Raw genomic sequence first — 24,507 nt, forward strand, 5'->3', positions numbered from 1 at the left:
GCGGCGCCCGGCGAGCCGCTGCCCCGGCGCGACTACCGGCAGAGCCACTCCCCGGCCGACGACCCGGCGGCCCTGCTCGACCTGCTGCACCACAACCTCGCCGACTACCGGGCCAAGGTGCACCGCTGCACCCCGGCCGGCCTGCCCGCACGCGTCGCCGCGCTGCTCGCCGCACGCGGCGCCCGGACCGTCGCGGTGCCGGCGGACCTGCCGGCCGCCTGGCTCGCCGCCGCGGCCGGAGTCGCGGCGGTCACCGACGACGGCACGCTCACCGCCACCGAGCTGGACCGGACGGACAGCGTGCTCACCGGCTGCGCGCTGGCGATCGCCGAGACCGGCACCCTGGTCCTGGACGCGGGCCCGGCGCAGGGCCGCCGCCTGCTCACGCTCGTCCCCGACCACCACATCTGCGTCGTGCTGGCGCCCGGGCAGGTGGTCGCCTCGGTACCGCTCGCCCTGCCCCGCCTCGACCCGTCCCGCCCGCAGACCTGGATCTCCGGGCCCTCGGCCACCAGCGACATCGAGCTCGACCGGGTCGAGGGCGTGCACGGCCCGCGCACCCTGGAGGTCGTGCTGGTCTCGGCGGACACCGCGACGCCGGCCCCGCCATGACGGCGGACGCCACCACGACGGCCCGGTGATCAGGCCGGGCGCAGCTCCAGCGTGCAGCACTTCGCACCGCCGCCGCCCTTGAGCAGCTCGGAGACGTCCACCGGCACCGGCTCGTAGCCGTGCGCGGCCAGCCGGACGGCCAGTGCCTTGGCGGTCTCCGGCAGCAGCACGTGCCGGCCGTCCGAGACGGCGTTGAGGCCCAGCACCTCGGCGTCCGCGCGCTCGGCCAGGATGGCGTCCGGGTAGAGGCTGCGCAGCAGCGCCTGGCTGTCCGGCGAGAACGCCGCGGGGTAGTACATGACGTGGTCGTCGTCGAGGACGGCGAGCGCGGTGTCCAGGTGGTAGAACCGCGGGTCGACCAGGGTCAGGCTGAGCACCTGGACGCCGAACAGCGCCCGGGCCTCGGCGTGCGCGGCCGGGTCGGTGCGGAACCCCGTCCCGGCGAGCACCCGGCGGCCGGCCACCAGGTGGTCGCCCTCGCCCTCGTTGACGTGGCCCGCCTGGTGGACCTCCCGGTACCCGTGGGCGCGGAACCACTCCTGGTAGGCCTCGGACTCGGCGGCCCGCTCCGGGTGCCGGAAAGTGGCCACCAGGGCCCTGCCGTTCAGCACGGTGGCGCCGTTCGCGGTGTAGACCATGTCGGGCAGGCCGGGCAGCGGGTCGATCAGCTCGACGGTGTGGCCGAGCCGCCGGTACAGCCGGTACAGGTGCTCCCACTGGCGGAGGGCGAGCGCGGTGTCGGTCGGCCGCGCCGGGTCCATCCAGGGGTTGATCGCGTAGTCGACGGTGAAGTGCGTCGGCCGGCACATCAGATAGCGCCGCGGCCTGGCGACGCGCTCCGGGGTTCGGTTCGGCATGCGGCAACCTCCGCCGTCCGGGGTTTCGGGAGTCGGGCGTGCGATCAAGCGGGCGCGTGACGGGACGCGGCCGTGGGACGGCCCCGGTGTGCGGGCCGGGTGTGCGGTCGCGCCGGTACGGCACCCAGAGGGCGGCTGCCCGGGTGCGGCGGGTCGCACACCCGCGCGGACGCGCCCGGTCGGCGCACTCCCCGGCGCACCCGCGCGCCCCACCGGCGCACGGCGGGCCATCTCACAGGCGCCGCGCGGTCGCGGTGGGTGGGCAGCACGTCGACCAGCAGGAGCGGACGCCGGTGCGACAGCACCGCGACCCACCCGGCGGCGACCGCACCCGCCAGGCTCAGCAGCGGCGCCACCAGCGACGCTGCGACCGGCGGGCCCGAGAGCCTCGCCACCTTGGCGCAGTGCTGGAACGGCACCAGGACGTCGCGGTGGTACGCGTCCGCCGCGTACCGCGCGAACAGCCAGCCCACGGCGCACGCGAGCAGCACCGCGCCGAGTGCACCCCACCGGCCGGCGCCCCACCGGCCCGCGCCGCTCCGGCCCGCCGTCGTCGTCATCGTGCCGCCCCCGTCCGTCGTGGCGGCCCGCCCTCCGGGCCGCCACGACGGGGACGCGGACGACGCGGCCCCGGTTCCGGGTGCTCCGGTGCGGCCGCTCAGTCCAGCACCGGCAGCAGCTCCGGGAGGTGCCCGTCCGAGGCCAGTGCCGCGGCCCGGCGCTCGGCCGGCACCTCGCCGTAGGTGGTGGTGCGCTGCCGGTGCGGCCGGCCCGCCGCCTCGGCTATCGCCTGCAGGTCCCGGACCGACTTGTAACTCCCGTACGCCGAACCGGCCATCCGCGAGATGGTCTCCTCCATCAGCGTGCCGCCCAGGTCGTTGGCGCCCGAGCGGAGCATCTCGGCCGCGCCCTCGGCGCCCAGCTTCACCCAGCTGGTCTGGATGTTGCGGATGTGCGGGTGCAGCAGCAGCCGGGCCATCGCCACCACCGCGCGGTTGTCCCGGGCGGTCGGCCCGGGCCGGGCGATGCCCGCCAGGTAGACCGGCGCGTTGGTGTGGACGAACGGCAGCGTGACGAACTCGGTGAAGCCGCCGGTCCGTTGCTGGATCCCGGCGAGCAGCCGCAGGTGCCCGAGCCAGTGCGCCGGGGTGTCCACGTGCCCGTACATCATCGTGGACGAGGAGCGGATGCCCAGCTCGTGCGCGGTGGTGACCACCTCGACCCAGGTGGCGGCCGGCAGCTTGCCCTTGGTGAGCACCCAGCGGACCTCGTCGTCCAGGATCTCGGCGGCCGTGCCGGGGATGGTGTCCAGCCCGGCCTCCTTGGCCGCCTGCAGCCACTCGCGGACCGACAGGCCGGTCCGGGTCGCGCCGTTGACCACCTCCATCGGCGAGAAGGCGTGCACGTGGATGCCGGGCACCCGCTCCTTCACCGCGCGGGCGATGTCGAAGTAGGCGGTGCCGGGCAGGTCCGGGTGGATGCCGCCCTGCATGCAGACCTCGGTGGCGCCGACCTCCCAGGCCTGCGCCGCCCGGTCGGCCACCTGCTGCAGCGAGAGCGTGTAGGCGTCCGCGTCGGTGCGGCGCTGGGCGAACGCGCAGAACCGGCAGCCGGTGTAGCAGACGTTGGTGAAGTTGATGTTGCGGGTGACGCAGTAGGTGACGTCGTCCCCGACCGCGTCGCGCCGCACGTCGTCGGCGATCCGGCAGAGCGCGTCCAGGGCCGGGCCGTCCGCGTGGAACAGGGCCAGCGCCTGGTCGTCCGTCAGCTTCTCCGGGTCGTCGGCGGCCACCGCCAGGGCCCCGCGCAGATCGCCCGCCAGCCGCTCCGGGGCGCCCTGGGCGAGCACCTGCTCGCGCAGCACCTCCCAGTCCCCGTAGACGTCCTCGAAGTCGGCCCGGCGGTCGCCGGTCCGGCCCTCGGTGTCGACGGCCGTGTGCAGGTCGGTCCGCCCGTACGAGGCCGGCAGGTCCTCCGGCTCCTGCCAGGGCAGGCCCCGGACCACCGCGTCCGGGCGGGCCAGACCGGTCTCCGGGTCGGAGAGCGCGCGCACGTGCGGCAGCACCCGCGGGTCCAGCCAGGGCTCGCCGTGCCGGACGTACTCGGGGTAGACGGCGAGGCGCTCGCGCAGCTCGAAGCCGGCCGCCGCCGACTGCTCCGCGAGCTTCTCGATCTGCGGCCACGGACGCTCGGGGTTGACGTGGTCCGGCGTCAGCGGCGAGACCCCGCCCCAGTCGTCGATCCCGGCGCCGATCAGCCGCCGGTACTCGCCGTCCACCAGGTTCGGCGGCGCCTGGAGGCAGGCCGACGGGCCCATGAGGTGCCGGGCGACGGCGACGGTGGCGACCAGCTCGTCCAGCTCGGCGTCCGGCATGCCGCGCATCGCGGTGTCGGGCTTGGCGCGGAAGTTCTGCAGGATCAGTTCCTGGATGCCGTGGTACGCGCGGGAGATCCGGCGCAGCGCGAACAGCGAGTCGGCGCGCTCCTCGTACGTCTCGCCGATGCCGATCAGCAGACCGCTGGTGAACGGCACCGAGCTGCGGCCGGCGTCCTCCAGCACCCGCAACCGGACGGCGGGCTCCTTGTCGGGCGAGCCGTGGTGCGGGCCGCCCGGCTCGCTCCACAACCGGGTGGCGGTGGTCTCCAGCATCATGCCCATCGAGGCCGAGACCGGCTTGAGCCGCTGGAAGTCCGTCCAGCTCAGCACCCCGGGGTTGAGGTGCGGGAGCAGGCCGGTCTCCTCCAGGATGCGGATCGACATCGCCCGGACGTAGGCGATGGTGTCGTCGTAGCCGTGCGCGTCGAGCCACTCGCGGGCCTCCGGCCAGCGGTCCTCGGGCTTGTCCCCGAGCGTGATCAGGGCCTCCTTGCAGCCCTGGTCGGCGCCCCGGCGGGCCACGTCCAGCACCTCGTCCGGCGACATGAACATCCCGTGACCGGCGCGGCGCAGCTTGCCGGGGACGGTGGCGAAGGTGCAGTAGTGGCACTTGTCGCGGCAGAGCCGGGTGAGCGGGATGAACACGCTCTTCGAGTAGGTGATGACGCCGGGCCGGCCCGCCGCCTCCAGACCCGCGTCGCGCACCCGGGCGGCGCTCCGGCAGAGGTCCAGCAGATCCTCGCCCCGGGCTTGGAGCAGCACCGCGGCCTCGGCCGCGTCCAGCGCGACACCGTCCCGGGCACGGCGCAGCGCGCGCCGCATCGCGTTCGCAGTCGGGGGGAAGGTTCCGTCCATGGCGGCGACACTACGCCAGTTCTGGTACGTCCGGAGTATGCAACCCTGAGGCCGTCTCAGGGTCGGGTGCGCCACGAGGTCGACCCCGATCTGGCCCTGCAGGGCGATGACCCGGGCGGCCCGGGGCCGTGTAATGGAGAGCACAGGCACGAGGGCCACGAGGCACCGGCGCGAGGGCACCGGCACGACGGGCCGGCACCTCGGCGCCGGCACGACGGGCCGGCACCTCGGCGCCGGCACGACGGCACTGGCACGACGGCACTGGCATTCGGTCACGGCTTACGGAGGGGTTGGACGCGATGACGGACGACACGGCAGCTGAGCGGTACGAGGACGGCGGCGTGCCGTACCGGGCGGGGCGGCGCACCGCGGTACGGGTGGGGGTGCCGGTGGCGGTGGCGGCGGTGATCGCCACGGGGATCGGCCTGGTGCCGGCCCTCGCGGCCGACTCCCCGCCGGACCTTCCGGCGCTGACGGCGGAACAGGTGGTGGCGAAGGCGCTCGGCTCGCAGGCGCAGACGCTCTCGGGCACGGTCTCGGTCTCCGCCGACCTCGGCGTGCCGGCCCAGTTGCTCGCGGCCGGCGGGGCGGCCGGGGTCCGGGCCGGGGACGGCGCCGGCCCGGGCGGACCGGGCGGCGCCGGGAACGCGTCCGGGGCCTCGCCCGAGGCCAAGCTGACCGAGCTGCTCGGCGGCGAGCACACCCTGCGGGTCGCCGTGGACGGCCCCGACCACCAGCGGATCGGACTGATCGAGCAGCTCGCCGGGTACGAGCTGGTCCGCAACGGCGACCAGGTCTGGGCCTGGGACAGCTCCACCAACGAGGCCGTCCACCTGACGGCCCCGCAGGGCGCCCGGCCCGACCACCACGCCGGCCAGGCGCCGCTGACCGGGGTGCCGGCCACCCCGCAGGAGGCCGCCCGCCGGTTCCTCACCGCGAGCGCGGGCACCACGGCCGTCACCGTGGACGGCACCGCGACCGTCGCCGGGCAGAAGGCGTACCAGCTCAGCGTGAAGCCCACCCAGGCCGGCTCGACCATCGGCGAGGTCCGGATCGCGGTGGCCGCCGACAACGGCGTGCCGCTCGCGGTGCTGGTCAAGGGCACGGACGGCGGCAAGGTGCTGGACCTCCGCTTCACCGAGGTGTCCTTCGCCAAGCCGCCCGCCAAGACCTTCGAGTTCACGGTGCCCAAGGGCGCCAAGGTGACGGAGCAGAAGGCCGGCGACGCACCGAAGGCCCCGGCCGGGCCGGACGCGCAGCGGGCGGCCGAGGGGCTGAACGTGGTCGGCGAGGGCTGGACGGCGGTGCTGACCGCCCAGCTGCCCACCGGTGACGTCCCGGCGCCGGCCGAGGGCAAGCGCCACGGCAAGGGCAAGGGCGACGGCAAGGGCGACGGCCCGGCCGGGATGCAGAACCCGCTGGCGCTGGCGAAGTCGCTCGGCAAGCCGGTCAAGGGCGGCTCGCTGATCAGCACCAAGGTGCTGAACGTGCTGGTCACCGATGACGGCCGGGTCTTCGCGGGCGCGGTGACGCTGCCGGTGCTGCAGAGTGCGGCCGGGGTGAACTGAGTGGCCCAGGCTCCCGTGACGGGGGACGTTACGGAGCCGGCCGGGGGGCGGGGCGCGGAGCTGCGCCCGGCCCCCGCGGCCGTTCCCGCCGCCGCGCAGGCGGCCCCGTCCGACGACGTGATCAGAACCCGCGGGCTGACCAAGCGGTTCCGCGGCGGCCAGCTCGCCGTGGACGGGCTGGACCTGACGGTCCCCCGCGGCTCGGTCTTCGGCTTCCTCGGGCCCAACGGCTCCGGCAAGACCACCACCATCCGGATGCTCATGGGCCTGATCGCGCCCACCTCGGGCGTGGCCACCGTGCTCGGCGCGTCGATGCCGCAGTCCGTCGCCACCGTGCTGCCCCGGGTCGGGGCGCTGATCGAGGGCCCGGCGCTGTACGGCTTCCTCTCCGGCCGGGACAACCTGGCCCGGTTCGACGCCGCCGACCCGACCGCCGACCCGCGCACCCGGAAGCGGCGGGTCGCCGAGGCCCTGGACCGGGTCGGCCTGACGGCCGCCGCGGGCAAGAAGGCCAAGGCGTACTCGCTGGGCATGAAGCAGCGGCTCGGCCTGGCCTCGGCCCTGCTTCAGCCGCGCGAGCTGCTGGTGCTGGACGAGCCGACCAACGGCCTCGACCCGCAGGGCATGCGGGAGATCCGGGCGCTGGTCCGCGAGGTCGCGGCCGAGGGGACGACGGTCTTCCTCTCCTCGCACCTGCTGGACGAGATCGAGCAGGTCTGCACCCACGCCGCGGTGATGTCGCGCGGCCGCCTGCTGGTGCAGGGCACCGTCGCCGAACTGGCCGCCCGGGCCCAGGGCCGGCTGGTGGTCCGCACGCCGGACGTGGCGCGGGCCGCCGAGGTGCTGGCCGCGCACCCGGTCGCCGACGTGCGGGCCGGCGAGGAGCGGCTGGAGGGCGAGCTCGACGCCCCGGCCGACGACGTCCTGCCCGGGATCTGCGCGGCGCTGGTCGCGGCCGGGGTACGGGTGCACGGCTTCGGTGTGGAGCGCGGCACGTTGGAGGACGCCTTCGTGGCGCTGACCGGGGAGGGCTTCGATGTCGCGGGCTGAGGTGCTGCACGCACCGGTGGCGGGGCGGCGGCCGCAGACGGCGGCCGGGTTCCTGGCGCTGTTCCGCAGCGAGCTGCTGCTGACCTTCCGCCGGGTGCGCACGATGGTGCTGCTCGGGATCCTGGCGGTGCTGCCGGTCCTGATCGGCGTGGTGGTCCGGATCGAGACGGACGGGCCGCGCGGCGGCGGGGGCCCGGCCTTCATCGCGCAGGTGACGCAGAACGGGCTCTTCCTGGTCTTCACCGCGCTCGCGGTGGCGCTGCCGGTCTTCCTGCCGATGACGGTGGGCGTGGTCGCCGGGGACTCGGTGGCCGGCGAGGCGGCCGGCGGCACCCTGCGCTACCTGCTGGTCGCCCCGGCCGGGCGGACCAGGCTGCTGGCCGCGAAGTTCGCCGCCGGCCTGGCGTTCTGCCTGGCCGCGACGGTGACCGTGGCGTTGTCGGCGCTGGCCACCGGCGCGGCGCTGTTCCCGCTCGGCGACGTCACGCTGATCTCCGGGGAGACCATCGGGCTCGGCTCGGCCCTCGTGCGGGCGGTGCTGGTCGCGGCCGTGGTGGCCGGCTCGCTGGCCGGGCTGGTCGCGATCGGCCTCTTCGTCTCGACGCTCACCGGCAGCGGCATCGCGGCGATGGCCGCCACCGTCGGCCTGGTGATCACCGTCCAGATCCTCGACAGCTTCCCGCAGCTGCACGCGATCCAGCCGTACCTCTTCACCCATCACTGGCTCAGCTTCGGGGACCTCCTGCGCGAGCCGATGTACTGGGACGGCGTGCTGAAGAACCTCGGGCTGCAAGGCGCCTACGTCGCCGTCTTCGGCTCGGCCGCGTGGGCCCGCTTCACCAGCCGGGACATCACGGCCTGACCGGGGGCGGCCGCCGGCGCCGGGCCGGCGTCAGCGGGCGGCCGCCGGCGGGCGGCCTTGAGCGGTGGCCCCCAGCGGGCGGCCGCCGCCGGAAGGCGTCAGCGGGCAGGCGTCAGCGGGCAGGCGTCAGCGGGTGGCCGCCGGCGCCGGGGCTGCGTCGGACGGGACGGCGTCGGACGGGACGGTGCGGCCGGCCGCCCGCTCCAGGGCGGCGGCCCGCTCCAGCCGGTCGGCCCGCACCCGGCGCAGCGCGTCCCAGGTGAGCAGCGCCAGCGCGGCCCAGACCAGGGCGAAGCCGGCCCAGCGGGCGGGCGGCATGGACTCGTGGAACACCGCGACGCCGATCAGGAACTGGAACACCGGCGCCAGGTACTGCAGCAGCCCGAGCACGGTCAGCGGCACCCGGACGGCCGCCGCCCCGAAGCAGAGCAGCGGGATCGCGGTGATCACCCCGCTGAGCATCAGCAGCCCCGAGTGGCCCCAGCCGTACTCGCCGGCCACGGTGTGCCCGAAGGTGCCGCGGCCGGCCGTCTCCAGGTAGACCAGGTAGCCGAGGGCGAAGGGGAACATGAAGGCGCTCTCGGCCGCCAGGCTCTCCAGCCCGCTCAGCCCGACCTTCTTCTTCAGCAGCCCGTAGGTCGCGAAGGACAGCGCCAGGGTGAGCGCGATCCAGGGCAGCCGCCCGTACCCGACGGTCAGGACCACCACCGCGAGGGCGCCGACCCCCACGGCGGCCCACTGCGCGGTGCGCAGCCGCTCCTTCAGCACCAGCACGCCGAAGGCGATGGTGACCAGCGGGTTGATGAAGTACCCGAGGCTGGTCTCCACCACGTGCCCGGCGTTGACGGCCCAGATGTAGACGCCCCAGTTGACCGAGATCACGGCGGCGGCCCCGCCCAGCATGGCCACCCGGCGCGGCTGGCGCAGCAGCGGGCGTATCCAGCCCCAGTGCCGCTGGGCGACCAGCAGCAGGGCCACCGCGACCAGCGACCAGACCATCCGGTTGGCCAGGATGTCGTCGGCGGCGCCGGGCTCCAACAGCGGCCAGAACAGGGGGAAGAGCCCCCAGATCCCGTACGCGGCCATGCCGTACCAGAGCCCTCTGCCGGCCTCCTGCTGGGTTGTCTCTGGCATTGACGGCCTGCCCTCCGCGCGCACGTGTGTCGAGCCGACGGTAGCTGGCACGGGGGCAGGCTGTCATCTCCGTATGTGCTTTTTGGTCATGACACCCGCGGGCGTCTCGGGATGCGGACACCACCGGGCGGTCCGGGGTGCGAGCGCCAGCGGGCCTCGGAGCGCGAACGCCAGTGGGGCGTCGGGGGCGCGAACGCCACCGGGCATGCGCACCCGGACCGGCGCGCGCGGCATGTCAGGAGCCGAGGGCCTCGCGCACGCTCGCGGCCAGCGGGACGGTCGGCCGGCCGATCAGGCGGGCCAGGTCGCCGGGAGTGCCGGCCAGCTCGCCGCGGGAGATGCCGGCGTCCACGTCCACCAGGACCTCGGCGAAGCCTTCCGGCAGACCCGCGCCGACCAGCACCTCGCGGTGCTCGGCCGGGCTCACCTCACGGTGCACGACCGGCCGGCCCGAGACCCCGGCCAGCTCGGCGGCCAGCTCCGGCAGGCTCCACGCGACGTCGCCGCTCAGCTCGTACACGGTGTCCGCGTGACCGCTCCCGTCGCCGGCGCCCAGCAGCACCGCGACCGCCGCGTCGGCGTAGTCCCGGCGCGGGGCGCTGGCCACCCGGCCCTCGCCGGCGCTGCCGACCACGACGCCGCGGGCCACCGTGCCGGCCGCGTCGCCCAGGTAGTTCTCGGTGTACCAGCCGTTGCGGAGGAAGGAGAACGGCAGACCGGACTCGCGGATCACCGCCTCGGTCGCCCGGTGCTCGTCGGCGAGCCGGAAGGTGGCCGCACCCGGCGCACTGGTGTACGCGAGCAGCGCGACGCCGGCGGCGCGCGCCGCCTCGACCACGGCAGTGTGCTGCGGGATCCGGCGGCCGACCTCGCTGCCGGAGACCAGCAGGACCCGGTCGCCGGCCGCGAAGGCGCCGGCCAGGGTCTCCGGGCGGTCGTAGTCGACCTCCCGGACGGTCACGCCGCGGGCGGCCAGGTCGGCGGCCTTCGCGGTGGAGCGGACGGCGACCGCCACCTCGCTCGCGGGGACCTCGGCCAGCAGGCCCTCGACGACCAGGCGGCCGAGCTGTCCGGTGGCTCCGGTGACGACGTACATGACGGTGACTCCCTCGGGTTGCTGTCTCGTTGACCTCGTAACTAACCCTAGGGACGGCACTAACTTCTGGAAAGTACGCACTTCAAAGTAGGGTACTGACATGAAGGTAATGAAGCAGGTCGAACGCGGTGGCGAACTCCCCCCGCCGGACGTCTTCGACCGGATGTGCCCCTCGCGCGGGGTCCTGGAGCACGTGACCAGCCGCTGGGGCGTGCTGGTGCTCGGGGCGCTGAACGAGCGCGGCTACCGCTTCAGCGAGCTGCGGCGCAAGGTCTCGGGGGTGAGCGAGAAGATGCTCGCGCAGACCCTCCAGACCCTGGAGCGCGACGGGTTCGTCCTGCGCGAGGCCCACCCCGTCATCCCGCCCCGGGTCGACTACAGCCTCACCCCCCTGGGCCGGGAGGCCGCCGCGCTGGTCGCCGCACTCGCCCACTGGTCCGAGGAGCGCGTCCCGACGGTGCTGACCGCCCGGGCCGCGTACGACGCCCGGCCGCGCTGAGCTGCCGGTCAGGCCGGGGAGGACGCGTCCGCGGCCGAGAACCACACCTCCGGCACGTACCCGGCCGGGGACGAAGCGGGTGACAGGCGCATCTCCGGGTACGGGCGCGGCCCCACGACGGCCAGCACCTCGGCCGCCGGGTACCCGAACAGGTCGACGTCCCCCAGCACGACCGGTACGGCGGACGGCTGCGTCGGCCCGGCCTCGCATCGGCGGAGGCTTGCCGCCGCGAAGCCGGGCCGGTCGTGGTCCGGCCGGCCCAGGCGGTCCGCGCAGTCGCCGTAGAAGAGCAGCTCCAAGCCCTCGTAGCAGGCCGTGAAGGCCCAACCCGCCTGGCAGACCCAGGTCGTGCGCACGTCCGCCAGGGTCGAGACGGCCCACTGGGCTGCCCGCTCGGACACGCCGAAGTGCAGAACACCCGCATTCCGCGGCAGGACGAGGCCCGTCCTCGGCAGCAACTCGAACATCTCCCGATGATGCCCGGACACCAGCCGGAACGAACCGTCAGCCCTCGGCGATCAGCGCCGCGAGCCCGTCGAGGATGCGGGCGAGGCCGAAGGCGTACGCGTGGTCCGGGTCGTAGGCGCCGCCGTGGGCCTCGCCCGCCGCCGCACCGACGCGAGCCGCGACCGGGTAGCGCTCGACGTCGAACACCCGGGCCAGCAGAGCGGCGTTGGCCTTCCACCACTGGGCGTCGCTCATCGCGCTGTCCTGCTCCGCCGCGCGCTCGTCCGACGCCATCCGGGCGCAGGTCTGCACGAAGCCCAGCAGGTGCGTCAGCGCGGCGTCCAGCTCCACGTCCGGCAGCCCGGTGCCCTCCAGCGCCCGCAGCTCGTACTCGTACTTGGCCATCAGCCCGGGCCCGAGCGGCGGCCGGCTCGTCGACACCCCCGCCACCCACGGGTGGGACCGGTACAGCGCGCGGTTGTCGTCGGCGACGGCCGTCACCCGTGCCCGCCAGCCCTCGTCGACCGGCGCGGTGCGCGGCATGGTCGCGTAGACGGTGTCCAGCATCAGGTCCAGCAGCTCGGCCTTGCCGGGCACGTAGGTGTAGAGCGCCATCGGGGAGACGCCCAGCTCCTGGGCCACCCGCCGCATGGTGACCGCGTCCACACCCTCGGCGTCGGCCAGCGCGACCGCCGCGGCCGCGATCTCGGCCGGCGACTTCGCCTGCCGGGGGCCGCGCCGGCCCGGCTTCTCCTCCGCCGACACGCCCCAGAGCAGTGCCAGCGTCCGCGCCGGGTCTCCTGCACTGCTGCGCTCGCTCGCCATGGAGAGATCCTTTCACGGCCCGCCCCGGCTACGGTCGGACCATGACCGACCGAGCCCCAGAACCGCTCCCGGGCACCGCCGCCGCGGAGGCGGTCCGCCCCCGGGTCACCTGCCGCCGCTGCCACCGCCCGCTGCACGACCCCGAGTCCCGGATCCTGCGGCTCGGCCCGGAGTGCCGGGACCCGGCCGAGCGCGTCGCCCGCCACGAGGTCGACCAGGATCCGCTGCCCGGGCTCGACTGAGGGTCTGTCCGGCGGAGCTTGTCGCGGGCCCGGCAAGACCCGCCGGGCAGACCCTGACCTCAGGGACCGGTCTCATCCCCTGAGGCGGCCGCCCCCGGCAGGCTCCCCCCGCAGGGGGAGGCGGTCCGGCGGCACGGACGAGGGAACGGCGCGACGGCTGCGCCATCGTCGAGGGGACGGAAACCCCACGGAAGTCCCACCCCGCCCCAGGAGACCGAGATGGCCCGCACCCCGCTGCCCGCCGTACCCCGCTGGACCGTGCTCGCGGCCTGGGCGACCGTGCTCTGCACGGTGCCCTCGTGCGTCTGGCGGCTCGCCCTCGGTGTCGGGGTGGACGTCGGCTTCACCGGCCGGCTCGGCGAGCTGTACACCGGGCCCGCCATCGCCGCCTACGTCCTCCTGCTGTCCGTCGGCTCGCAGGCCGCCGCCTGCCTGACGCTGGGTCTGGTCCGCCCGTGGGGCGAGCGCGTCCCCCCGTGGGTCCCCCGGCTGGGCGGCCGGCGCATCCCCCCGGTAGCCGTGATCGTCCCGGCGGCCGTCGGCGCCACCGCCGTGACCGCACTCTGCGCCGCGCTCACGCTCGTTCCCGGCGGCCCCCTGGACAACCCCGACTTCCCCCGGGGAACCGCCGGCCTCGTCATGGACCTCTGCTACGCGCCGATGCTCGCCTGGGGCCCGCTGGTCGGCATCCTCACCGTCGCCTACGCCCGGCGCCGCGCCGCCGGACGGTCACCGGAACTCGCCCGCTGAGCAGGCGTGTCGGCACGGCAAACCTGCCGTCCGTCCCGGCCCCGGTGCGGTCTCGTCACGTCCTGGTCAAAAACCCGGCAAGGCCGTGGTGCGCCCCGGCGGCCGCCGTCACCATGGATCCGGAGGACCGCCGCCTGACGGTCCACAAGACGGGGGGAACGTCATATGAACGCCATCGGCCGGGGCACAAGTGTGCCTGTGTTCCTGGGACTTGCCGTGGTCGGCGCGCTGGTCCTGACCGCCTGCAACGACAGCGACTCGTCCGACTCGGCCAAGACCCCGCCGGCCTCGGCGCCCGCGGCGCCCGCGGCACCCGCCCAGACCGCGGCCACGCCGGCCGCACCGAGCAGCCCGGGCGCTCCGGCCACCCAGCCGGCCCCGGCCAGCCCGAGCGCGCCCGCCGCCACCGGTCCGGCCGCCAGTGCGCCCGCCGGCGGTGCGCCCGCCCCGGGCGGCAAGGACGCGGCCCCCGGGCAGGTCTTCAAGATCGGCGAGGCCGCCCAGGTCCCGTTCACCTTCGGCAGCAGCAAGGGCACCGTCTCGATCGCCGTCACCTCGGTCGAGACCGGCGACCCGGCCGACCTGGAGGCACTCAAGCTCGGCGACAAGGCCAAGGGCCTGGTCCCGTACTACATCCACTACACGGTCACCAACACCGGCACCACCGACCTGTCCAACACCAGCGTGGACCACGTGAAGGGGGTCCTCGCGGACGGCACCGAGGCCCAGGACCTGCTGGTCATCGGCTCGTTCGCCAAGTGCCCCAGCCCGTCCCTGCCGCGCGGCTTCACCGCCGGCCAGAGCGCCCAGAGCTGCGCGGTGGCGCTCGCCCCGACGGCCTCGAAGGTCACCGGCGCCGAGTACTGGGGCAACCCGTACTCGCTCGGCAAGAAGGCCGTCCTCTGGAAGTAGCCGGGCCCGCACCACGACGGGCGGGGAGCCGCGCCACCGGCGGCTCCCCGCCCGCCCCCGCGCCGCCGCCTCAGCCGGGGTACCAGGTCGGCCCGTCGCACGTGGCGTCCGGGCAGCCCGTGGCGTAGCCCTGCGCGACGCCGATCACCACCAGGTACCGGTGGCCCGCGTAGGCCTTCGCCGTCAGGGCCTCACCGTCCACGCGCCGCCAGTCGAGGTACACGGCGCGCTCGTTGTCCCGGTCGGTGTACGGCTTCCCGTCCACCGCGTGCTCGGACTTCCAGCCGTCCCAGCTGCCGCCCACCAGCGGCAGGCCCCGGCGGTCGCCGACCGCGACGGTCAGCTGGGTCCCGCGCTGCGCGGCGAGACCGAAGCGGACGCCGACGTCGTTCGGCCGGGCCTCGGCGGCAGCGGCCGCCTCGGGCGAGGCCTCACCGGGCGGGCCGTGCATGTAGTGCAACTGCTCCACCAGCCCCTTCACGTCGCGCGGTTTCCAGCCGAGCCCGGCGACCGCGCGGTCCAGTTCCGCGAGGCGCGGCTCGATCTCGCCGTCGAAGGCCGCGTAGAGCACGGTGGTCCGCGAGCAGAGCACCGACGACCAGACGGCCTTGCTCCCGATGCCCGCACTGTGCGCCTCGGCGTGGCACAGGTCGGCGACCGAGCTGTCCAGCACCTCCGCCCAGGGAGCCGCGGCGCGCAACCGTCCCGTCTGTTCGTCGGCGAAGGCCACCGCCCGGTCCCGGGCCGCGCGGGTGTCGGCGGCCTCCGCGAGCTTGTGCGCGTTCGGCGCCGGGGGCAGGCTGCTCAGGTCGTACATCACCCAGGCGAAGGCCCCGGCGGAGATCACCGCCACCGCCGCGACCAGGCCCAGCACCGCCCGGACCACCCGCCGTATCCCCGCCCGGACCGGGTTCTCCCCCCGTGTTCATGGCGACCACGGTAGCGAGGGGCGTGCACGCAGCACCCGCCCGAGACGGCACCGAGACGGCTCCGAGACGGACTCGACACCGCGCCCGCCCCCGCTCGTTCTCCCTCTTGCGCAATTCTCCGTACGTTGTACAGTGTACAGCGTACGGGGTATTCGCCGACGAGAGGGCCCTTCGCCATGCAGATCACCGCCTCCGCCGTGTCGCTCACCGTCGAGGACGTCGACGCCTCCGCCGCGTGCCGCGTTCCTTCGGGAGCACTTCGGGTTCGCCGAGCAGATGGCGGCCGACGGCTTCGTCTCGCTCGGCCGCCGGGACGCCGGGATGAACGTCGTCTTCCTGCGGCGCGGCCTGGAGGTCCTGCCCGAAGGCTTCCGCGACCGGCACGCCGCCGGCCTCATCCTGGCCTTCGACGTCGCCGGCCTGGCCGGCGAGGAGGCCCGGCTGAAGGCGGAGGGCGTGGAGATCACCATGCCGCTGCGCGAGGAGCCGTGGGGCGAGCGGCTGTTCCAGGTCACCGACCCGAACGGGGTGGTGGTCCAGCTGGTCGAGTGGGTCCGGCAGTAGCCGCTCACGAAGGCCGAGGGCCCGCGCGGCCGTCGTCACGCACGGAGGCCGTAGTCCCGCACGCAGGCCGTCGGTCGGCCGCACGGCTGCGGTCGCGCCGCCGGCCGTGGTCACGCACGACGGCGCCCCCGGCCGGAGCCGGGGGCGCCCTCACGCGTGGTGCCCGGGACTCAGTCGACGGTCCAGGTGTCGTTCCCGGCGAGCAGCGCGGCCAGGTCGCCCTCGCCGTGCTGGGCCGCCGCCGCGGCCAACTGCTCGGCCATCAGCTCGTCGTACACCGGGCGCCGGACACTGCGCAGCACACCGATCGGGGTGTGGTGCAGGGTGTCGGCGTCGGCGATCCGGGAGAGCGCGAAGGCGGTGGCCGGGCTGGCCGCGTGGGCGTCGTGGACGAGCACGGAGGCCTCGTTGCCGGGCGTGACGGCGTCGGCGAACAGCTCGCCGTCCGGTCCCCGGAAGACGCCCTGGGCGCGGTCGGTGCCGAACCGGACCGGCTGCCCGTGTTCGAGGCGGATCAGCGCCTCGTCCCGGGTGCCCGGCTCCTTCAGGACCTCGAAGGCACCGTCGTTGAAGATGTTGCAGTTCTGGTAGATCTCCACCAGCGCCGTGCCCTCGTGCTCGGCGGCCGCCCGCAGTACGGACTGCAGGTGCTGGCGGTCGGAGTCGATGGTGCGGGCGACGAAGGTGGCCTCGGCGCCGATCGCCAGCGAGAGCGGGTTGAAGGGGGCGTCCAGCGATCCCATCGGCGTGGACTTGGTGATCTTGCCGAGCTCGCTGGTCGGCGAGTACTGGCCCTTGGTGAGGCCGTAGATCCGGTTGTTGAACAGCAGGATCTTCAGATTGACGTTCCGCCGCAGCGCGTGGATCAGGTGGTTGCCGCCGATCGACAGTGCGTCGCCGTCCCCGGTCACCACCCAGACGCTGAGGTCCTGCCGGGACGAGGCCAGCCCGGTCGCGATGGCCGGCGCCCGGCCGTGGATCGAGTGCACGCCATAGGTGTTCATGTAGTACGGGAAACGGGAGGAACAGCCGATCCCGGAGACGAAGACCGTGTTCTCGCGCTTGATCCCCAGCTCGGGCATGAAGGCCTGCACCGCCGCCAGGATCGCGTAGTCACCGCACCCCGGGCACCAGCGCACCTCCTGGTCGGTCTTGAAGTCCTTGGCGTTCTGCGCCGTTCCGCTCTTCGGGACCAGCTTCAACGAGGGGAACTGCTCGCTCATCGGTTGCCCTCCTCGTCCACGGACCCGCTCGCGGACCGGCTCGCGGCGCCGTTCACGGTCCCGCTCGCCGATCCGTTCGCCGGCCCGCCCGCCGATTCGTCCAGGTTGCCGATCGCCGCCCACAACACGTCCGCCAACTGTGCGGCCTTGAAGGGAAGTCCGCGCACCTGGTTGTACGACTGCGCGTCCACCAGGTACCTGGCCCGCAGCAGCAGCGCCAGCTGGCCGAGGTTCATCTCGGGGACGATGACCTTGTCATAACTCTTCAGCACCGCACCGAGATTGGCCGGGAACGGGTTCAGATTGCGCAGGTGCGCCTGGGCGATGTCGCCGCCGTCCGCCCGGACCCGGCGGACGGCCGCGGTGATCGGCCCGTAGGTCGAGCCCCAGCCGAGCACGAGGACGCGCGACTCGCCCGAAGGGTCGTCGACCTCCACGGGGGGCACCGCGATCCCGTCCACCTTGGCCTGCCGGGTGCGGACCATGAAGTCGTGGTTGGCCGGGTCGTAGGAGATGTTGCCGGTGCCGTCCTGCTTCTCGATGCCGCCGATCCGGTGCTCCAGGCCGGGCGTGCCGGGCACCGCCCACGGGCGGGCCAGCGTCTGCGGGTCCCGCAGGTAGGGCCAGAACGCGCCGTCCTCGCGGTTCGGCCCGGTCGCGAAGTCCGGCGCGATCTCGGGCAGTTCGTCGATCTCCGGGATCCGCCAGGGCTCGGAGCCGTTGGCCAGGTAACCGTCCGAGAGCAGGAACACCGGGGTGCGGTAGGTGACCGCGATCCGGGCCGCCTCCAGCGCCGCGTCGAAGCACTCGGCCGGGGTGGCCGGGGCCACGATCGGCACCGGGGCCTCGCCGTTCCGCCCGAACATCGCCTGCAGCAGGTCCGCCTGCTCGGTCTTGGTCGGCAGACCGGTGGACGGGCCGCCGCGCTGGATGTCGACCACCAGCAGCGGCAGTTCGAGCGAGACGGCCAGGCCGATGGTCTCGCTCTTGAGCGCCACGCCCGGGCCCGAGGTGGTGGTCACGCCGAGCGCGCCGCCGAAGGCCGCGCCGAGCGCCGCACCGATGCCGGCGATCTCGTCCTCGGCCTGGAAGGTGCGCACCCCGAAGTTCTTGTGTCTGCTGAGCTCGTGCAGGATGTCCGAGGCCGGGGTGATCGGGTACGAGCCCAGGTAGAGCGGCAGCCCGGAGCGCCGGGAGGCGGCGATCAGGCCGTAGGAGAGGGCCAGGTTGCCGGAGATGTTGCGGTAGCGGCCGGGCGGCAGCTTCGCCGGGGGCACCTCGTAGGAGACCGCGAAGGACTCGGTGGTCTCGCCGAAGTTCCAGCCGGCCCGGAAGGCGCTGATGTTGGCCTCGGCGATCTGCGGCTTCTTGGCGAACTTGCTGCGCAGGAAGCTCTCGGTGCCGTGGGTCGGCCGGTGGTACATCCAGGACAGCAGGCCCAGGGCGAACATGTTCTTCGCCCGCTCGGCGTCCTTGCGCGCCAGGCCGCTGTCCTTGAGCGCCTCCAGGGTCAGCGTGGTCAGCGGCACCTTGTGCAGGTGGAAGGCCTCCAGCGAGCCGTCGGCCAGCGGATCGGCCGGGTAGCCGACCTTGGCCAGCGCCCGCTTGGTGAACTCGTCGGTGTTGACGATGATCTCCGCGCCGCGCGGGAGGTCCGGCAGGTTCGCCTTGAGGGCGGCCGGGTTCATCGCCACCAGGACGTTCGGCGCGTCGCCCGGGGTGAGGATGTCGTGGTCGGCGAAGTGCAGCTGGAAGGACGAGACGCCCGGCAGGGTGCCGGCCGGGGCCCGGATCTCGGCGGGGAAGTTCGGCAGGGTGGAGAGGTCGTTGCCGAAGGACGCCGTCTCCGAGGTGAAGCGGTCTCCGGTGAGCTGCATCCCGTCGCCGGAGTCGCCGGCGAAGCGGATGATCACCCGGTCCAGTCTGCGGATCGGCTTCGCCCGCCTCGGCCGCGGACCACCCGGCCCGGCGGGACCGGAGCGGTCACCACCTGGCCCCGAGCGGCCCTCGTCGCCGTCCGAGCCGTCCACTGCTTCTGACTGATCGACCTGACTGGTCACTGCCGCGGACCTCCTCGTGGGCACCAGCCGCGGGCGTGAGCCGTGTGCCCCGTCCGCCTGGTGCACCTATCGCATCCTATGCGGGCGAGGAATCCCGTGAGCGGAACTGACGGATGCGGCGGGAAATCACTCGCTCCTCACCACAACGCGTTCCACCTGCGGTCCCATCCCGGCCGGAGCGAATGCCCGGGAGTCGCCGGAGGGGTCCACGGGAGTTGCCGGAGCGAATGCCCGGGAGTCGCCGGAGCGGCTGCTCAGGAGTTCAGGTAGGTGAGCACCGCCAGCACCCGGCGGTGGTCCTCGGGGCTCTGGGCCAGGCCCAGCTTGAGGAAGATGTTGCTGACGTGCTTCTCCACCGCGCCGTCCGAGACCACCAGCTGCTTGGCCACCGCCGTGTTGGTCCGGCCCTCGGCCATCAGGCCGAGCACCTCGCGCTCGCGCGGGGTCAGCCCGGCCAGCACGTCGCCCTTGCGGCTGCGGCTGAGCAGCTGCTGGACGACCTCCGGGTCCAGGGCGGTGCCGCCCCCGGCGACCCGGACCACCGCGTCGGCGAACTCGCGCACCTCGGCGACCCGGTCCTTCAGCAGGTAGCCGACGCCCCGGGTGGAGCCGGCCAGCAGCTCGGAGGCGTACCGCTCCTCCACGTACTGCGACAGCACCAGCACGCCCAGCTCTGGGTAGAGGCCACGGAGCGTGACGCAGGCGCGGACGCCCTCGTCGGTGTGGGTCGGGGGCATCCGGACGTCGGCGACCACCACGTCGGGCAGCGTGCCGGCCGCGGCCAGGTCGTGGATCACCTTGAGCAGCGCCTCGCCGTCGCCGACGCCCGCCACGACCTCCAGGCCGCGGTCGGTGAGCAGCCTGGTCAGGCCCTCCCGCAGCAGTACGGAGTCCTCGGCGATGACGACGCGAAGCATGGCGGCCTTCCGGGTGGGCGGTGCGACGGGCGGGCGGTGCGACGGGCGGGCTGACAGGGGTCAGTCTTCCCTACTCGTGCGCCCACCGGGCGGTAAATCCCACCGGCCGACGAGGTCGGCGGTCCCGGCCGGGCCGGCCGGACCGGGCCTCACACGGTGCGGAGGGCCAGCCGCACACGGTGCGGACCGCCACCGTCACATGGTGCGGATGGCCACCGCGTCGCACAGGCCCTGCAGGGCCGCCTTGGCCGCGCCCTCCGGCAGCGGGTCGAGCAGTGCGCGGGCCTCCTCGGCGTGCCGCAGCGTCTCCCGGCGGGCGTGCTCCAGCGCCGGGTGGCGGCGGAGCAGCCGCAGCGCCTCGGCGTGCAGCTCGTCGTCGGCGAGGCTGCCGGCGACCAGCTCGCGCAGCCGCAGGTCGGCCGGGTCGGACTCGTCCGCCGCCATCTGCTGCAGCAGCAGGGTGGGCAGCGTCGGCACGCCCTCGCGCAGGTCGGTGCCGGGGGTCTTGCCGGACTCGTGGCCGTCGCTGGCGATGTCGAGCACGTCGTCGGCCAGCTGGAAGGCGATCCCGATCCGCTCGCCGTACGCGCTGAGGATGTCGATCACCCAGGGCTCGGCACCGGCCAGCAGTGCTCCTATCCGGCAGGAGACCGCGATCAGCGATCCGGTCTTGCCGGCCAGCACGTCGAGGTAGTGGTGCAGCGGGTCGTCGTCCGGGCCGGGGCCGGCGGTCTCCAGGATCTGGCCGGTGACCAGCCGCTCGAACGCGTCGGCCTGCAGCCGGACGGCCTCCGGGCCGAGGTCGGCGAGCACCTGGGAGGCGCGGGAGAAGAGGAAGTCGCCGGTGAGGATGGCGACCGAGTTGTCCCAGCGCGAGTTGGCGCTGGGGGCGCCGCGGCGCACCGGGGCCTCGTCCATGACGTCGTCGTGGTACAGGGTCGCGAGGTGGGTCAGCTCGACGACGACGGCGGCGGGAACCACGCCGGGGGCGTTGGCGTCGCCGAACTGGGCGGCCAGCAGCACCAGCAGCGGGCGGAAGCGCTTGCCGCCGGCCTCCATCAGGTGGCTGGCGGTGACGGTGATGAACGGGACGTCGCTCTTCACCGCCTCGACGAGCGCGGCCTCCACCGCGTCCATCCCGGCCTGGACGTCACGGGTCAGGTCGCGGTCCTGCACGCTGAGCCCAAAGGGTCCCACGACGGTCACGAAGACCACTCCTCTGTCCCTGGTCGATCTAGCGGCCTGGTCCCTGAGTGCCGCCGCTTGGCCATACAGGCAGGGTATCCGGTCGCGAGTGGATCACTGCACGGGCGTGCGGATCCTGTCACGATCCGGCCGTTCCGGCTGGTCAGCCATGGTGTCGGGACGAGTCGTCCGGGCCGCGCGGATAAGGCGCGGCCCGGACGAGCGGACCTCCCGGCAGGCCCCGGCGGGGGGCCTCAGCGGACGAAGAGCGAGGCCTTCGTCGCGAGGTCCAGGAAGTACTGCGGCAGCAGGCCGAGGCCGAGGGTGACGAGGACGCCGAACCCGATCGCGGTGGCCGTGAAGGCGCTCGGGATGGCCACGGTCGGGCCGCCCGGCTTCGGGTCGGAGAAGAACATCAGCACGATCACCCGGATGTAGAAGAACGCGGCCACCGCCGAGCTGAGCACACCGACGATCACCAGCGGGGTCGCACCGCCGGCCGCCGCGGCCTGGAAGACCGCGAACTTCCCGGTGAAGCCCGAGGTGAGCGGGATCCCCGCGAAGGCCAGCAGGAAGAGCGCGAAGACCGCCGCGACCAGCGGCGAGCGCCGGCCCAGCCCGGCCCAGCTGGAGAGGTGGGTGGCCTCCCCCTTGGAGTCGCGCACCAGGGTGACCACGGCGAAGGCGCCGAGCGTCACGAAGGAGTACGCCAGCAGGTAGAACAGCACCGAGCTCAGGCCCTGCTTGTTGGTGGCGATCACACCGGTCAGGATGAACCCGGCGTGTGCGATGGAGGAGTAGGCGAGCAGCCGCTTCACGTCCTGCTGGGTGACGGCCAGGACCGCGCCGACCACCATGGTCAGGATCGCCACGCCCCACAGCACCGGCCGCCAGTCCAGCCGCAGGCCGGGGAAGGCGACGTAGAACAGCCGCAGGAAGGCGCCGAACGCGGCCACCTTGGTCGCGGCCGCCATGAAGCCGGTGACCGGGGTCGGCGCGCCCTGGTAGACGTCCGGCGTCCAGGAGTGGAACGGCACCGCACCGACCTTGAAGAGCAGGCCGACCGCGAGCATCGCCAGGCCGATCAGCAGCAGCGCGTCGTTCTGGGTGGTGGAGAGCAGCGCCGGGGTGGCCAGTGCCTTGCCGGAGATGACGTCCGCGATGTCGCCGAGCCGGACGCTGCCCGCGTACCCGTACAGCAGCGCGGTGCCGAACAGGAAGAACGCCGAGGCGAAGGCGCCGAGCAGGAAGTACTTGACCGCCGCCTCCTGGGAGAGCAGCCGGCGGCGCCGGGCCAGCGCGCAGAGCAGGTAGAGCGGGAGGGAGAGGACCTCCAGCGCCACGAACATGGTCAGCAGGTCGTTGGCGGCGGGGAAGAGCAGCATGCCGGCGACCGCGAACATGGTGAGCGGGAAGACCTCGCTGGTGCTGAACCCGGCCCGGACGGCGGCGCGCTCCTGCTCGCCGCCGGGGGTGGCGGCGGCCTGCGCGGCGAAGGTGTCGGCCGGCTCGCCCCCGGCCTTGGGCTCCAGCTTCCGCTCGGCGTAGGTGAGCACCGCGACCACCGCGGCCAGCAGGATCACGCCCTGCAGGAAGAGCGCCGGGCCGTCGAGCGCGACCGAGCCCATCGCCAGCAGGTCGACCTTGGTCGAGCCGTAGCCCTGGGCGGCGAGCACCACCACCGCGGTGAACGCGCCGGCCAGGCCGATCAGGGCCAGCCAGACCTGCGCCCAGTGCCGGTGCCGGCGGGGCAGGAAGGCCTCCAGCAGGACCCCGGTCACGGCGGCGCCGAACACCACCAGCATCGGGGAGAGCTGGCCGTACTCGATGTGCGGCGCCGGGATGCTCTGGGTGTTGCCGCCGGCGGCGGCGAGCCAACCGGTGGTGCTCACTTGTGCTCACCTCCTGAGGTGCTGTCTCCGGACGGGGCGGCGACCGGGTGGACCGGCGCCGGGTCGCTCTCGTGGATCTGCGAGAGGGTCGCGTCCACCGACGGGTTGACGATGTCGGTGAGCGGCTTCGGGTAGACGCCGAGCAGCACGGTCAGGGCCAGCAGCGGGGCGACGACCACCAGCTCGCGCGCCTTGAGGTCGGGCATGGCGTGCACGCCCTCCTTGACCGGGCCGGTCATGGTGCGCTGGTAGAGCAGCAGCGCGTAGAGCGCGGCGAGCACGATGCCGAAGGTGGCGACGATGCCGATCGCCGGATACCGGGTGAAGGTGCCCACCAGGACCAGGAACTCGCTGACGAACGGCGCCAGGCCGGGCAGCGAGAGGGTGGCCAGGCCGCCGATCAGGAAGGTGCCGGCGAGCACCGGGGCGACCTTCTGCACACCGCCGTAGTCGGCGATCAGCCGGGAGCCGCGGCGGGAGATCAGGAAGCCGGCCACCAGCATCCACGCGGCGGTGGAGATGCCGTGGTTGACCATGTAGAGGGTGGCTCCGCTCTGGCCCTGGCTGGTCAGCGCGAAGATGCCCATGATGATGAAGCCGAAGTGCGAGATCGAGGCGTACGCGACCAGCCGCTTGATGTCCTTCTGGCCGACGGCGAGCAGCGCGCCGTAGATGATCCCGATCAGCGAGAGGACCAGGATCGCCGGGGCGAAGGTCTTCGAGGCGTCCGGGAAGAGGCCGAGGCAGAAGCGGAGCATCGCGAAGGTGCCGACCTTGTCGACCACCGCGGTGATCAGCACGGCCGTTCCGGCGGTGGACTCGCCCATCGCGTTCGGCAGCCAGGTGTGCAGCGGCCAGAGCGGGGCCTTCACCGCGAAGGCGAAGAAGAAGCCGAGGAACAGCGCCTTCTCGGCGGTGCCGCTGAGCACCAGCCGGCCGTCCGAGACCGCCGAGGAGAGCGTCGGGAGGTCGAAGGTGCCGAGGCCCTGGTCCTGCGCGATCACGTACAGGCCGATCACGGCGGCCAGCATGACCAGGCCGCCGAGCAGGTTGTAGAGCAGGAACTTCACCGCGGCGTAGGAGCGTTGCCGCGCCGACTCGGGGCCGCCCGCCCGGTCGCCGAAGCCGCCGATCAGGAAGTACATCGGGATCAGCATGGCTTCGAAGAAGACGTAGAAGACGAAGACGTCGGTGGCGTAGAAGGAGACGAGCACCATCGCCTCCACCGCCAGGATCAGGGCGAAGAAGCCCTGGGTCCGCCGCCGGTTCTCGAAGGTGCCGTCCGGTGCCGCCGGGCCGGCGGCGGGCGGGGAGGGGGGATCGGCGTCGTGCCAGGAGGCCAGCATCACGACCGGGACCAGCACGGCGGTGAGCAGCGCCAGCACGGCGCCGATGCCGTCCACGCCGAGCGAGAAGGTGATCCCGAAGGAGCGGATCCAGCTGTACGACTCGGTCAGCTGGTAGCGCGGTCCTTCCGGCTCGAACCGCCCGGCCGCGGTGGCGGCCAGGGCCAGGGTGACGGCCGAGACCCCGAGCGCGACGGCCTTGGTGGTCCGCCGCCGGGCCTCGGTGGACCCGGCGGGCAGCGCGGCGGTGAGCACCGCGCCGGCCGCCGGGACGGCGCAGGTGGCGGTCAGCAGGTAGCTCATGC

The 24,507-nt window shown here is 73.9% G+C and carries 22 protein-coding genes and 1 pseudogene; 9 read left to right on the forward strand and 14 right to left on the reverse strand.

Translation table 11 applies throughout. The annotated features are described in order from the left end of the window. Positions 1 to 612: LUD domain-containing protein (locus tag ABZ885_RS13505; RefSeq protein WP_360187237.1), on the forward strand; the 612-nt coding region annotated here is incomplete at its 5' end. Between the two features lie 29 nt (positions 613 to 641). Here the strand turns inward: ABZ885_RS13505 and ddaH are convergent. The 3 genes from ddaH to ABZ885_RS13520 all read right to left on the reverse strand — a co-directional run bounded on the left by ddaH (position 642) and on the right by ABZ885_RS13520 (position 4,701). Next, entirely contained in the window at positions 642 to 1,469 is an 828-nt protein-coding gene (ddaH, locus tag ABZ885_RS13510) for a dimethylargininase (protein WP_360187239.1), read from the reverse strand. A gap of 44 nt (positions 1,470 to 1,513) precedes the next feature. After that, positions 1,514 to 2,029 carry a hypothetical protein gene (locus tag ABZ885_RS13515; RefSeq protein ID WP_360187240.1) on the reverse strand — a complete coding sequence of 172 codons (516 nt, stop codon included), beginning with the start codon at positions 2,027 to 2,029 and terminating at the stop codon, positions 1,514 to 1,516. A gap of 98 nt (positions 2,030 to 2,127) precedes the next feature. Then, positions 2,128 to 4,701 (reverse strand): bifunctional FO biosynthesis protein CofGH, encoded by a 2,574-nt coding sequence (locus ABZ885_RS13520; protein ID WP_360187241.1) that lies wholly within the window; start codon positions 4,699 to 4,701, stop codon positions 2,128 to 2,130. Positions 4,702 to 5,000: 299 nt separating this feature from the next. On the opposite strand from ABZ885_RS13520, the gene ABZ885_RS13525 reads away from it, so the two are divergent. Genes ABZ885_RS13525 through ABZ885_RS13535 form a run of 3 tightly spaced genes read left to right on the forward strand, consistent with a single transcriptional unit; the run spans position 5,001 to position 8,181 of the window. Then, positions 5,001 to 6,269, forward strand: a complete 1,269-nt coding sequence (locus tag ABZ885_RS13525; RefSeq protein ID WP_360187242.1) for a DUF2092 domain-containing protein — start codon at positions 5,001 to 5,003, stop codon at positions 6,267 to 6,269. Positions 6,270 to 6,329: 60 nt separating this feature from the next. Continuing rightward, on the forward strand, positions 6,330 to 7,319 hold the full coding sequence (locus tag ABZ885_RS13530) for an ABC transporter ATP-binding protein (RefSeq protein ID WP_360187275.1): 990 nt from the start codon (positions 6,330 to 6,332) through the stop codon (positions 7,317 to 7,319). After that, positions 7,306 to 8,181: an ABC transporter permease gene (locus ABZ885_RS13535; RefSeq protein ID WP_360187243.1), complete on the forward strand. Its 876-nt coding sequence runs from the start codon at positions 7,306 to 7,308 to the stop codon at positions 8,179 to 8,181. Before ABZ885_RS13530 ends, ABZ885_RS13535 begins: the two co-directional genes overlap by 14 nt. Positions 8,182 to 8,307: 126 nt before the next feature. Here ABZ885_RS13535 and rarD read toward each other — a convergent pair whose 3' ends face one another. Together rarD and ABZ885_RS13545 are read right to left on the reverse strand one after the other, a co-directional pair. Further along, on the reverse strand, positions 8,308 to 9,315 hold the full coding sequence (gene rarD, locus ABZ885_RS13540; RefSeq protein WP_360187244.1) for an EamA family transporter RarD: 1,008 nt from the start codon (positions 9,313 to 9,315) through the stop codon (positions 8,308 to 8,310). Positions 9,316 to 9,550: 235 nt separating this feature from the next. Continuing rightward, complete coding sequence (locus tag ABZ885_RS13545; protein ID WP_360187245.1) at positions 9,551 to 10,411, reverse strand: SDR family oxidoreductase; 861 nt, start codon at positions 10,409 to 10,411, stop codon at positions 9,551 to 9,553. Positions 10,412 to 10,520: 109 nt separating this feature from the next. On the opposite strand from ABZ885_RS13545, the gene ABZ885_RS13550 reads away from it, so the two are divergent. Continuing rightward, the gene (locus ABZ885_RS13550) at positions 10,521 to 10,910 is read left to right on the forward strand and encodes a helix-turn-helix domain-containing protein (protein WP_360187276.1); all 390 of its coding nucleotides are present in this window, start codon (positions 10,521 to 10,523) and stop codon (positions 10,908 to 10,910) included. An 8-nt stretch (positions 10,911 to 10,918) separates the two neighbouring features. Here ABZ885_RS13550 and ABZ885_RS13555 read toward each other — a convergent pair whose 3' ends face one another. Both ABZ885_RS13555 and ABZ885_RS13560 read right to left on the reverse strand, forming a co-directional pair. After that, on the reverse strand, positions 10,919 to 11,377 hold the full coding sequence (locus ABZ885_RS13555; protein ID WP_360187246.1) for a hypothetical protein: 459 nt from the start codon (positions 11,375 to 11,377) through the stop codon (positions 10,919 to 10,921). Positions 11,378 to 11,414: 37 nt separating this feature from the next. Further along, positions 11,415 to 12,182 (reverse strand): TetR/AcrR family transcriptional regulator, encoded by a 768-nt coding sequence (locus ABZ885_RS13560; RefSeq protein ID WP_360187247.1) that lies wholly within the window; start codon positions 12,180 to 12,182, stop codon positions 11,415 to 11,417. A 41-nt stretch (positions 12,183 to 12,223) separates the two neighbouring features. Between ABZ885_RS13560 and ABZ885_RS13565 the strand changes: the two genes are divergently transcribed. The 3 genes from ABZ885_RS13565 to ABZ885_RS13575 all read left to right on the forward strand — a co-directional run bounded on the left by ABZ885_RS13565 (position 12,224) and on the right by ABZ885_RS13575 (position 14,086). Continuing rightward, positions 12,224 to 12,424 (forward strand): DUF6011 domain-containing protein, encoded by a 201-nt coding sequence (locus ABZ885_RS13565; RefSeq protein ID WP_360187249.1) that lies wholly within the window; start codon positions 12,224 to 12,226, stop codon positions 12,422 to 12,424. A 219-nt stretch (positions 12,425 to 12,643) separates the two neighbouring features. Beyond that, positions 12,644 to 13,174: a hypothetical protein gene (locus ABZ885_RS13570; protein ID WP_360187251.1), complete on the forward strand. Its 531-nt coding sequence runs from the start codon at positions 12,644 to 12,646 to the stop codon at positions 13,172 to 13,174. 198 nt (positions 13,175 to 13,372) lie between these two features. Then, positions 13,373 to 14,086, forward strand: coding sequence for a hypothetical protein (locus ABZ885_RS13575; protein ID WP_360187253.1), 714 nt, complete (start codon positions 13,373 to 13,375; stop codon positions 14,084 to 14,086). 70 nt (positions 14,087 to 14,156) lie between these two features. Here ABZ885_RS13575 and ABZ885_RS13580 read toward each other — a convergent pair whose 3' ends face one another. After that, a complete protein-coding gene (locus ABZ885_RS13580) occupies positions 14,157 to 14,972 on the reverse strand; it encodes a hypothetical protein (protein ID WP_360187255.1) in 816 nt (271 codons plus the stop codon). A 219-nt stretch (positions 14,973 to 15,191) separates the two neighbouring features. Between ABZ885_RS13580 and ABZ885_RS13585 the strand changes: the two are divergent. Continuing rightward, positions 15,192 to 15,579: pseudogene (locus tag ABZ885_RS13585) on the forward strand (VOC family protein). Between the two features lie 170 nt (positions 15,580 to 15,749). On the opposite strand, the gene ABZ885_RS13590 reads toward ABZ885_RS13585, so the two are convergent. The 6 genes from ABZ885_RS13590 to ABZ885_RS13615 form a co-directional block, all read right to left on the reverse strand. Beyond that, positions 15,750 to 16,802, reverse strand: coding sequence for a 2-oxoacid:ferredoxin oxidoreductase subunit beta (locus tag ABZ885_RS13590; protein ID WP_360187257.1), 1,053 nt, complete (start codon positions 16,800 to 16,802; stop codon positions 15,750 to 15,752). Continuing rightward, positions 16,799 to 18,862: a 2-oxoacid:acceptor oxidoreductase subunit alpha gene (locus ABZ885_RS13595; protein ID WP_360187259.1), complete on the reverse strand. Its 2,064-nt coding sequence runs from the start codon at positions 18,860 to 18,862 to the stop codon at positions 16,799 to 16,801. The genes ABZ885_RS13590 and ABZ885_RS13595 overlap by 4 nt, the downstream gene beginning before the upstream one ends. 254 nt (positions 18,863 to 19,116) lie before the next feature. Further along, complete coding sequence (locus tag ABZ885_RS13600; RefSeq protein ID WP_360187261.1) at positions 19,117 to 19,779, reverse strand: response regulator transcription factor; 663 nt, start codon at positions 19,777 to 19,779, stop codon at positions 19,117 to 19,119. Positions 19,780 to 19,974: 195 nt separating this feature from the next. Then, complete coding sequence (locus ABZ885_RS13605) at positions 19,975 to 20,985, reverse strand: polyprenyl synthetase family protein (RefSeq protein ID WP_360187263.1); 1,011 nt, start codon at positions 20,983 to 20,985, stop codon at positions 19,975 to 19,977. Positions 20,986 to 21,218: 233 nt separating this feature from the next. Then, positions 21,219 to 22,856 carry an NADH-quinone oxidoreductase subunit NuoN gene (gene nuoN, locus ABZ885_RS13610; RefSeq protein ID WP_360187264.1) on the reverse strand — a complete coding sequence of 546 codons (1,638 nt, stop codon included), beginning with the start codon at positions 22,854 to 22,856 and terminating at the stop codon, positions 21,219 to 21,221. Beyond that, the gene (locus tag ABZ885_RS13615; protein WP_360187265.1) at positions 22,853 to 24,505 is read right to left on the reverse strand and encodes an NADH-quinone oxidoreductase subunit M; all 1,653 of its coding nucleotides are present in this window, start codon (positions 24,503 to 24,505) and stop codon (positions 22,853 to 22,855) included. Before ABZ885_RS13615 ends, nuoN begins: the two co-directional genes overlap by 4 nt. Between the last annotated feature and the right edge of the window lie 2 nt (positions 24,506 to 24,507).

The organism is Kitasatospora sp. NPDC047058 (genome assembly GCF_040643935.1).
GTDB lineage: Bacteria > Actinomycetota > Actinomycetes > Streptomycetales > Streptomycetaceae > Kitasatospora.

Bases quoted from the DNA above. Each gene is read 5' to 3' on its own strand.
- ABZ885_RS13615 (WP_360187265.1), bottom strand. From the start codon at position 24,505: ATGAGCTACCTGCTGACCGCCACCTGCGCCGTCCCGGCGGCCGGCGCG.
- ABZ885_RS13565 (WP_360187249.1), top strand. From the start codon at position 12,224: ATGACCGACCGAGCCCCAGAACCGCTCCCGGGCACCGCCGCCGCGGAG.
- ABZ885_RS13555 (WP_360187246.1), bottom strand. From the start codon at position 11,377: ATGTTCGAGTTGCTGCCGAGGACGGGCCTCGTCCTGCCGCGGAATGCG.
- rarD (WP_360187244.1), bottom strand. From the start codon at position 9,315: ATGCCAGAGACAACCCAGCAGGAGGCCGGCAGAGGGCTCTGGTACGGC.
- ABZ885_RS13600 (WP_360187261.1), bottom strand. From the start codon at position 19,779: ATGCTTCGCGTCGTCATCGCCGAGGACTCCGTACTGCTGCGGGAGGGC.
- ABZ885_RS13570 (WP_360187251.1), top strand. From the start codon at position 12,644: ATGGCCCGCACCCCGCTGCCCGCCGTACCCCGCTGGACCGTGCTCGCG.
- ABZ885_RS13550 (WP_360187276.1), top strand. From the start codon at position 10,521: ATGAAGCAGGTCGAACGCGGTGGCGAACTCCCCCCGCCGGACGTCTTC.
- ABZ885_RS13535 (WP_360187243.1), top strand. From the start codon at position 7,306: ATGTCGCGGGCTGAGGTGCTGCACGCACCGGTGGCGGGGCGGCGGCCG.
- ABZ885_RS13520 (WP_360187241.1), bottom strand. From the start codon at position 4,701: ATGGACGGAACCTTCCCCCCGACTGCGAACGCGATGCGGCGCGCGCTG.
- ddaH (WP_360187239.1), bottom strand. From the start codon at position 1,469: ATGCCGAACCGAACCCCGGAGCGCGTCGCCAGGCCGCGGCGCTATCTG.
- ABZ885_RS13590 (WP_360187257.1), bottom strand. From the start codon at position 16,802: ATGAGCGAGCAGTTCCCCTCGTTGAAGCTGGTCCCGAAGAGCGGAACG.
- ABZ885_RS13515 (WP_360187240.1), bottom strand. From the start codon at position 2,029: ATGACGACGACGGCGGGCCGGAGCGGCGCGGGCCGGTGGGGCGCCGGC.
- ABZ885_RS13525 (WP_360187242.1), top strand. From the start codon at position 5,001: ATGACGGACGACACGGCAGCTGAGCGGTACGAGGACGGCGGCGTGCCG.
- ABZ885_RS13545 (WP_360187245.1), bottom strand. From the start codon at position 10,411: ATGTACGTCGTCACCGGAGCCACCGGACAGCTCGGCCGCCTGGTCGTC.
- ABZ885_RS13560 (WP_360187247.1), bottom strand. From the start codon at position 12,182: ATGGCGAGCGAGCGCAGCAGTGCAGGAGACCCGGCGCGGACGCTGGCA.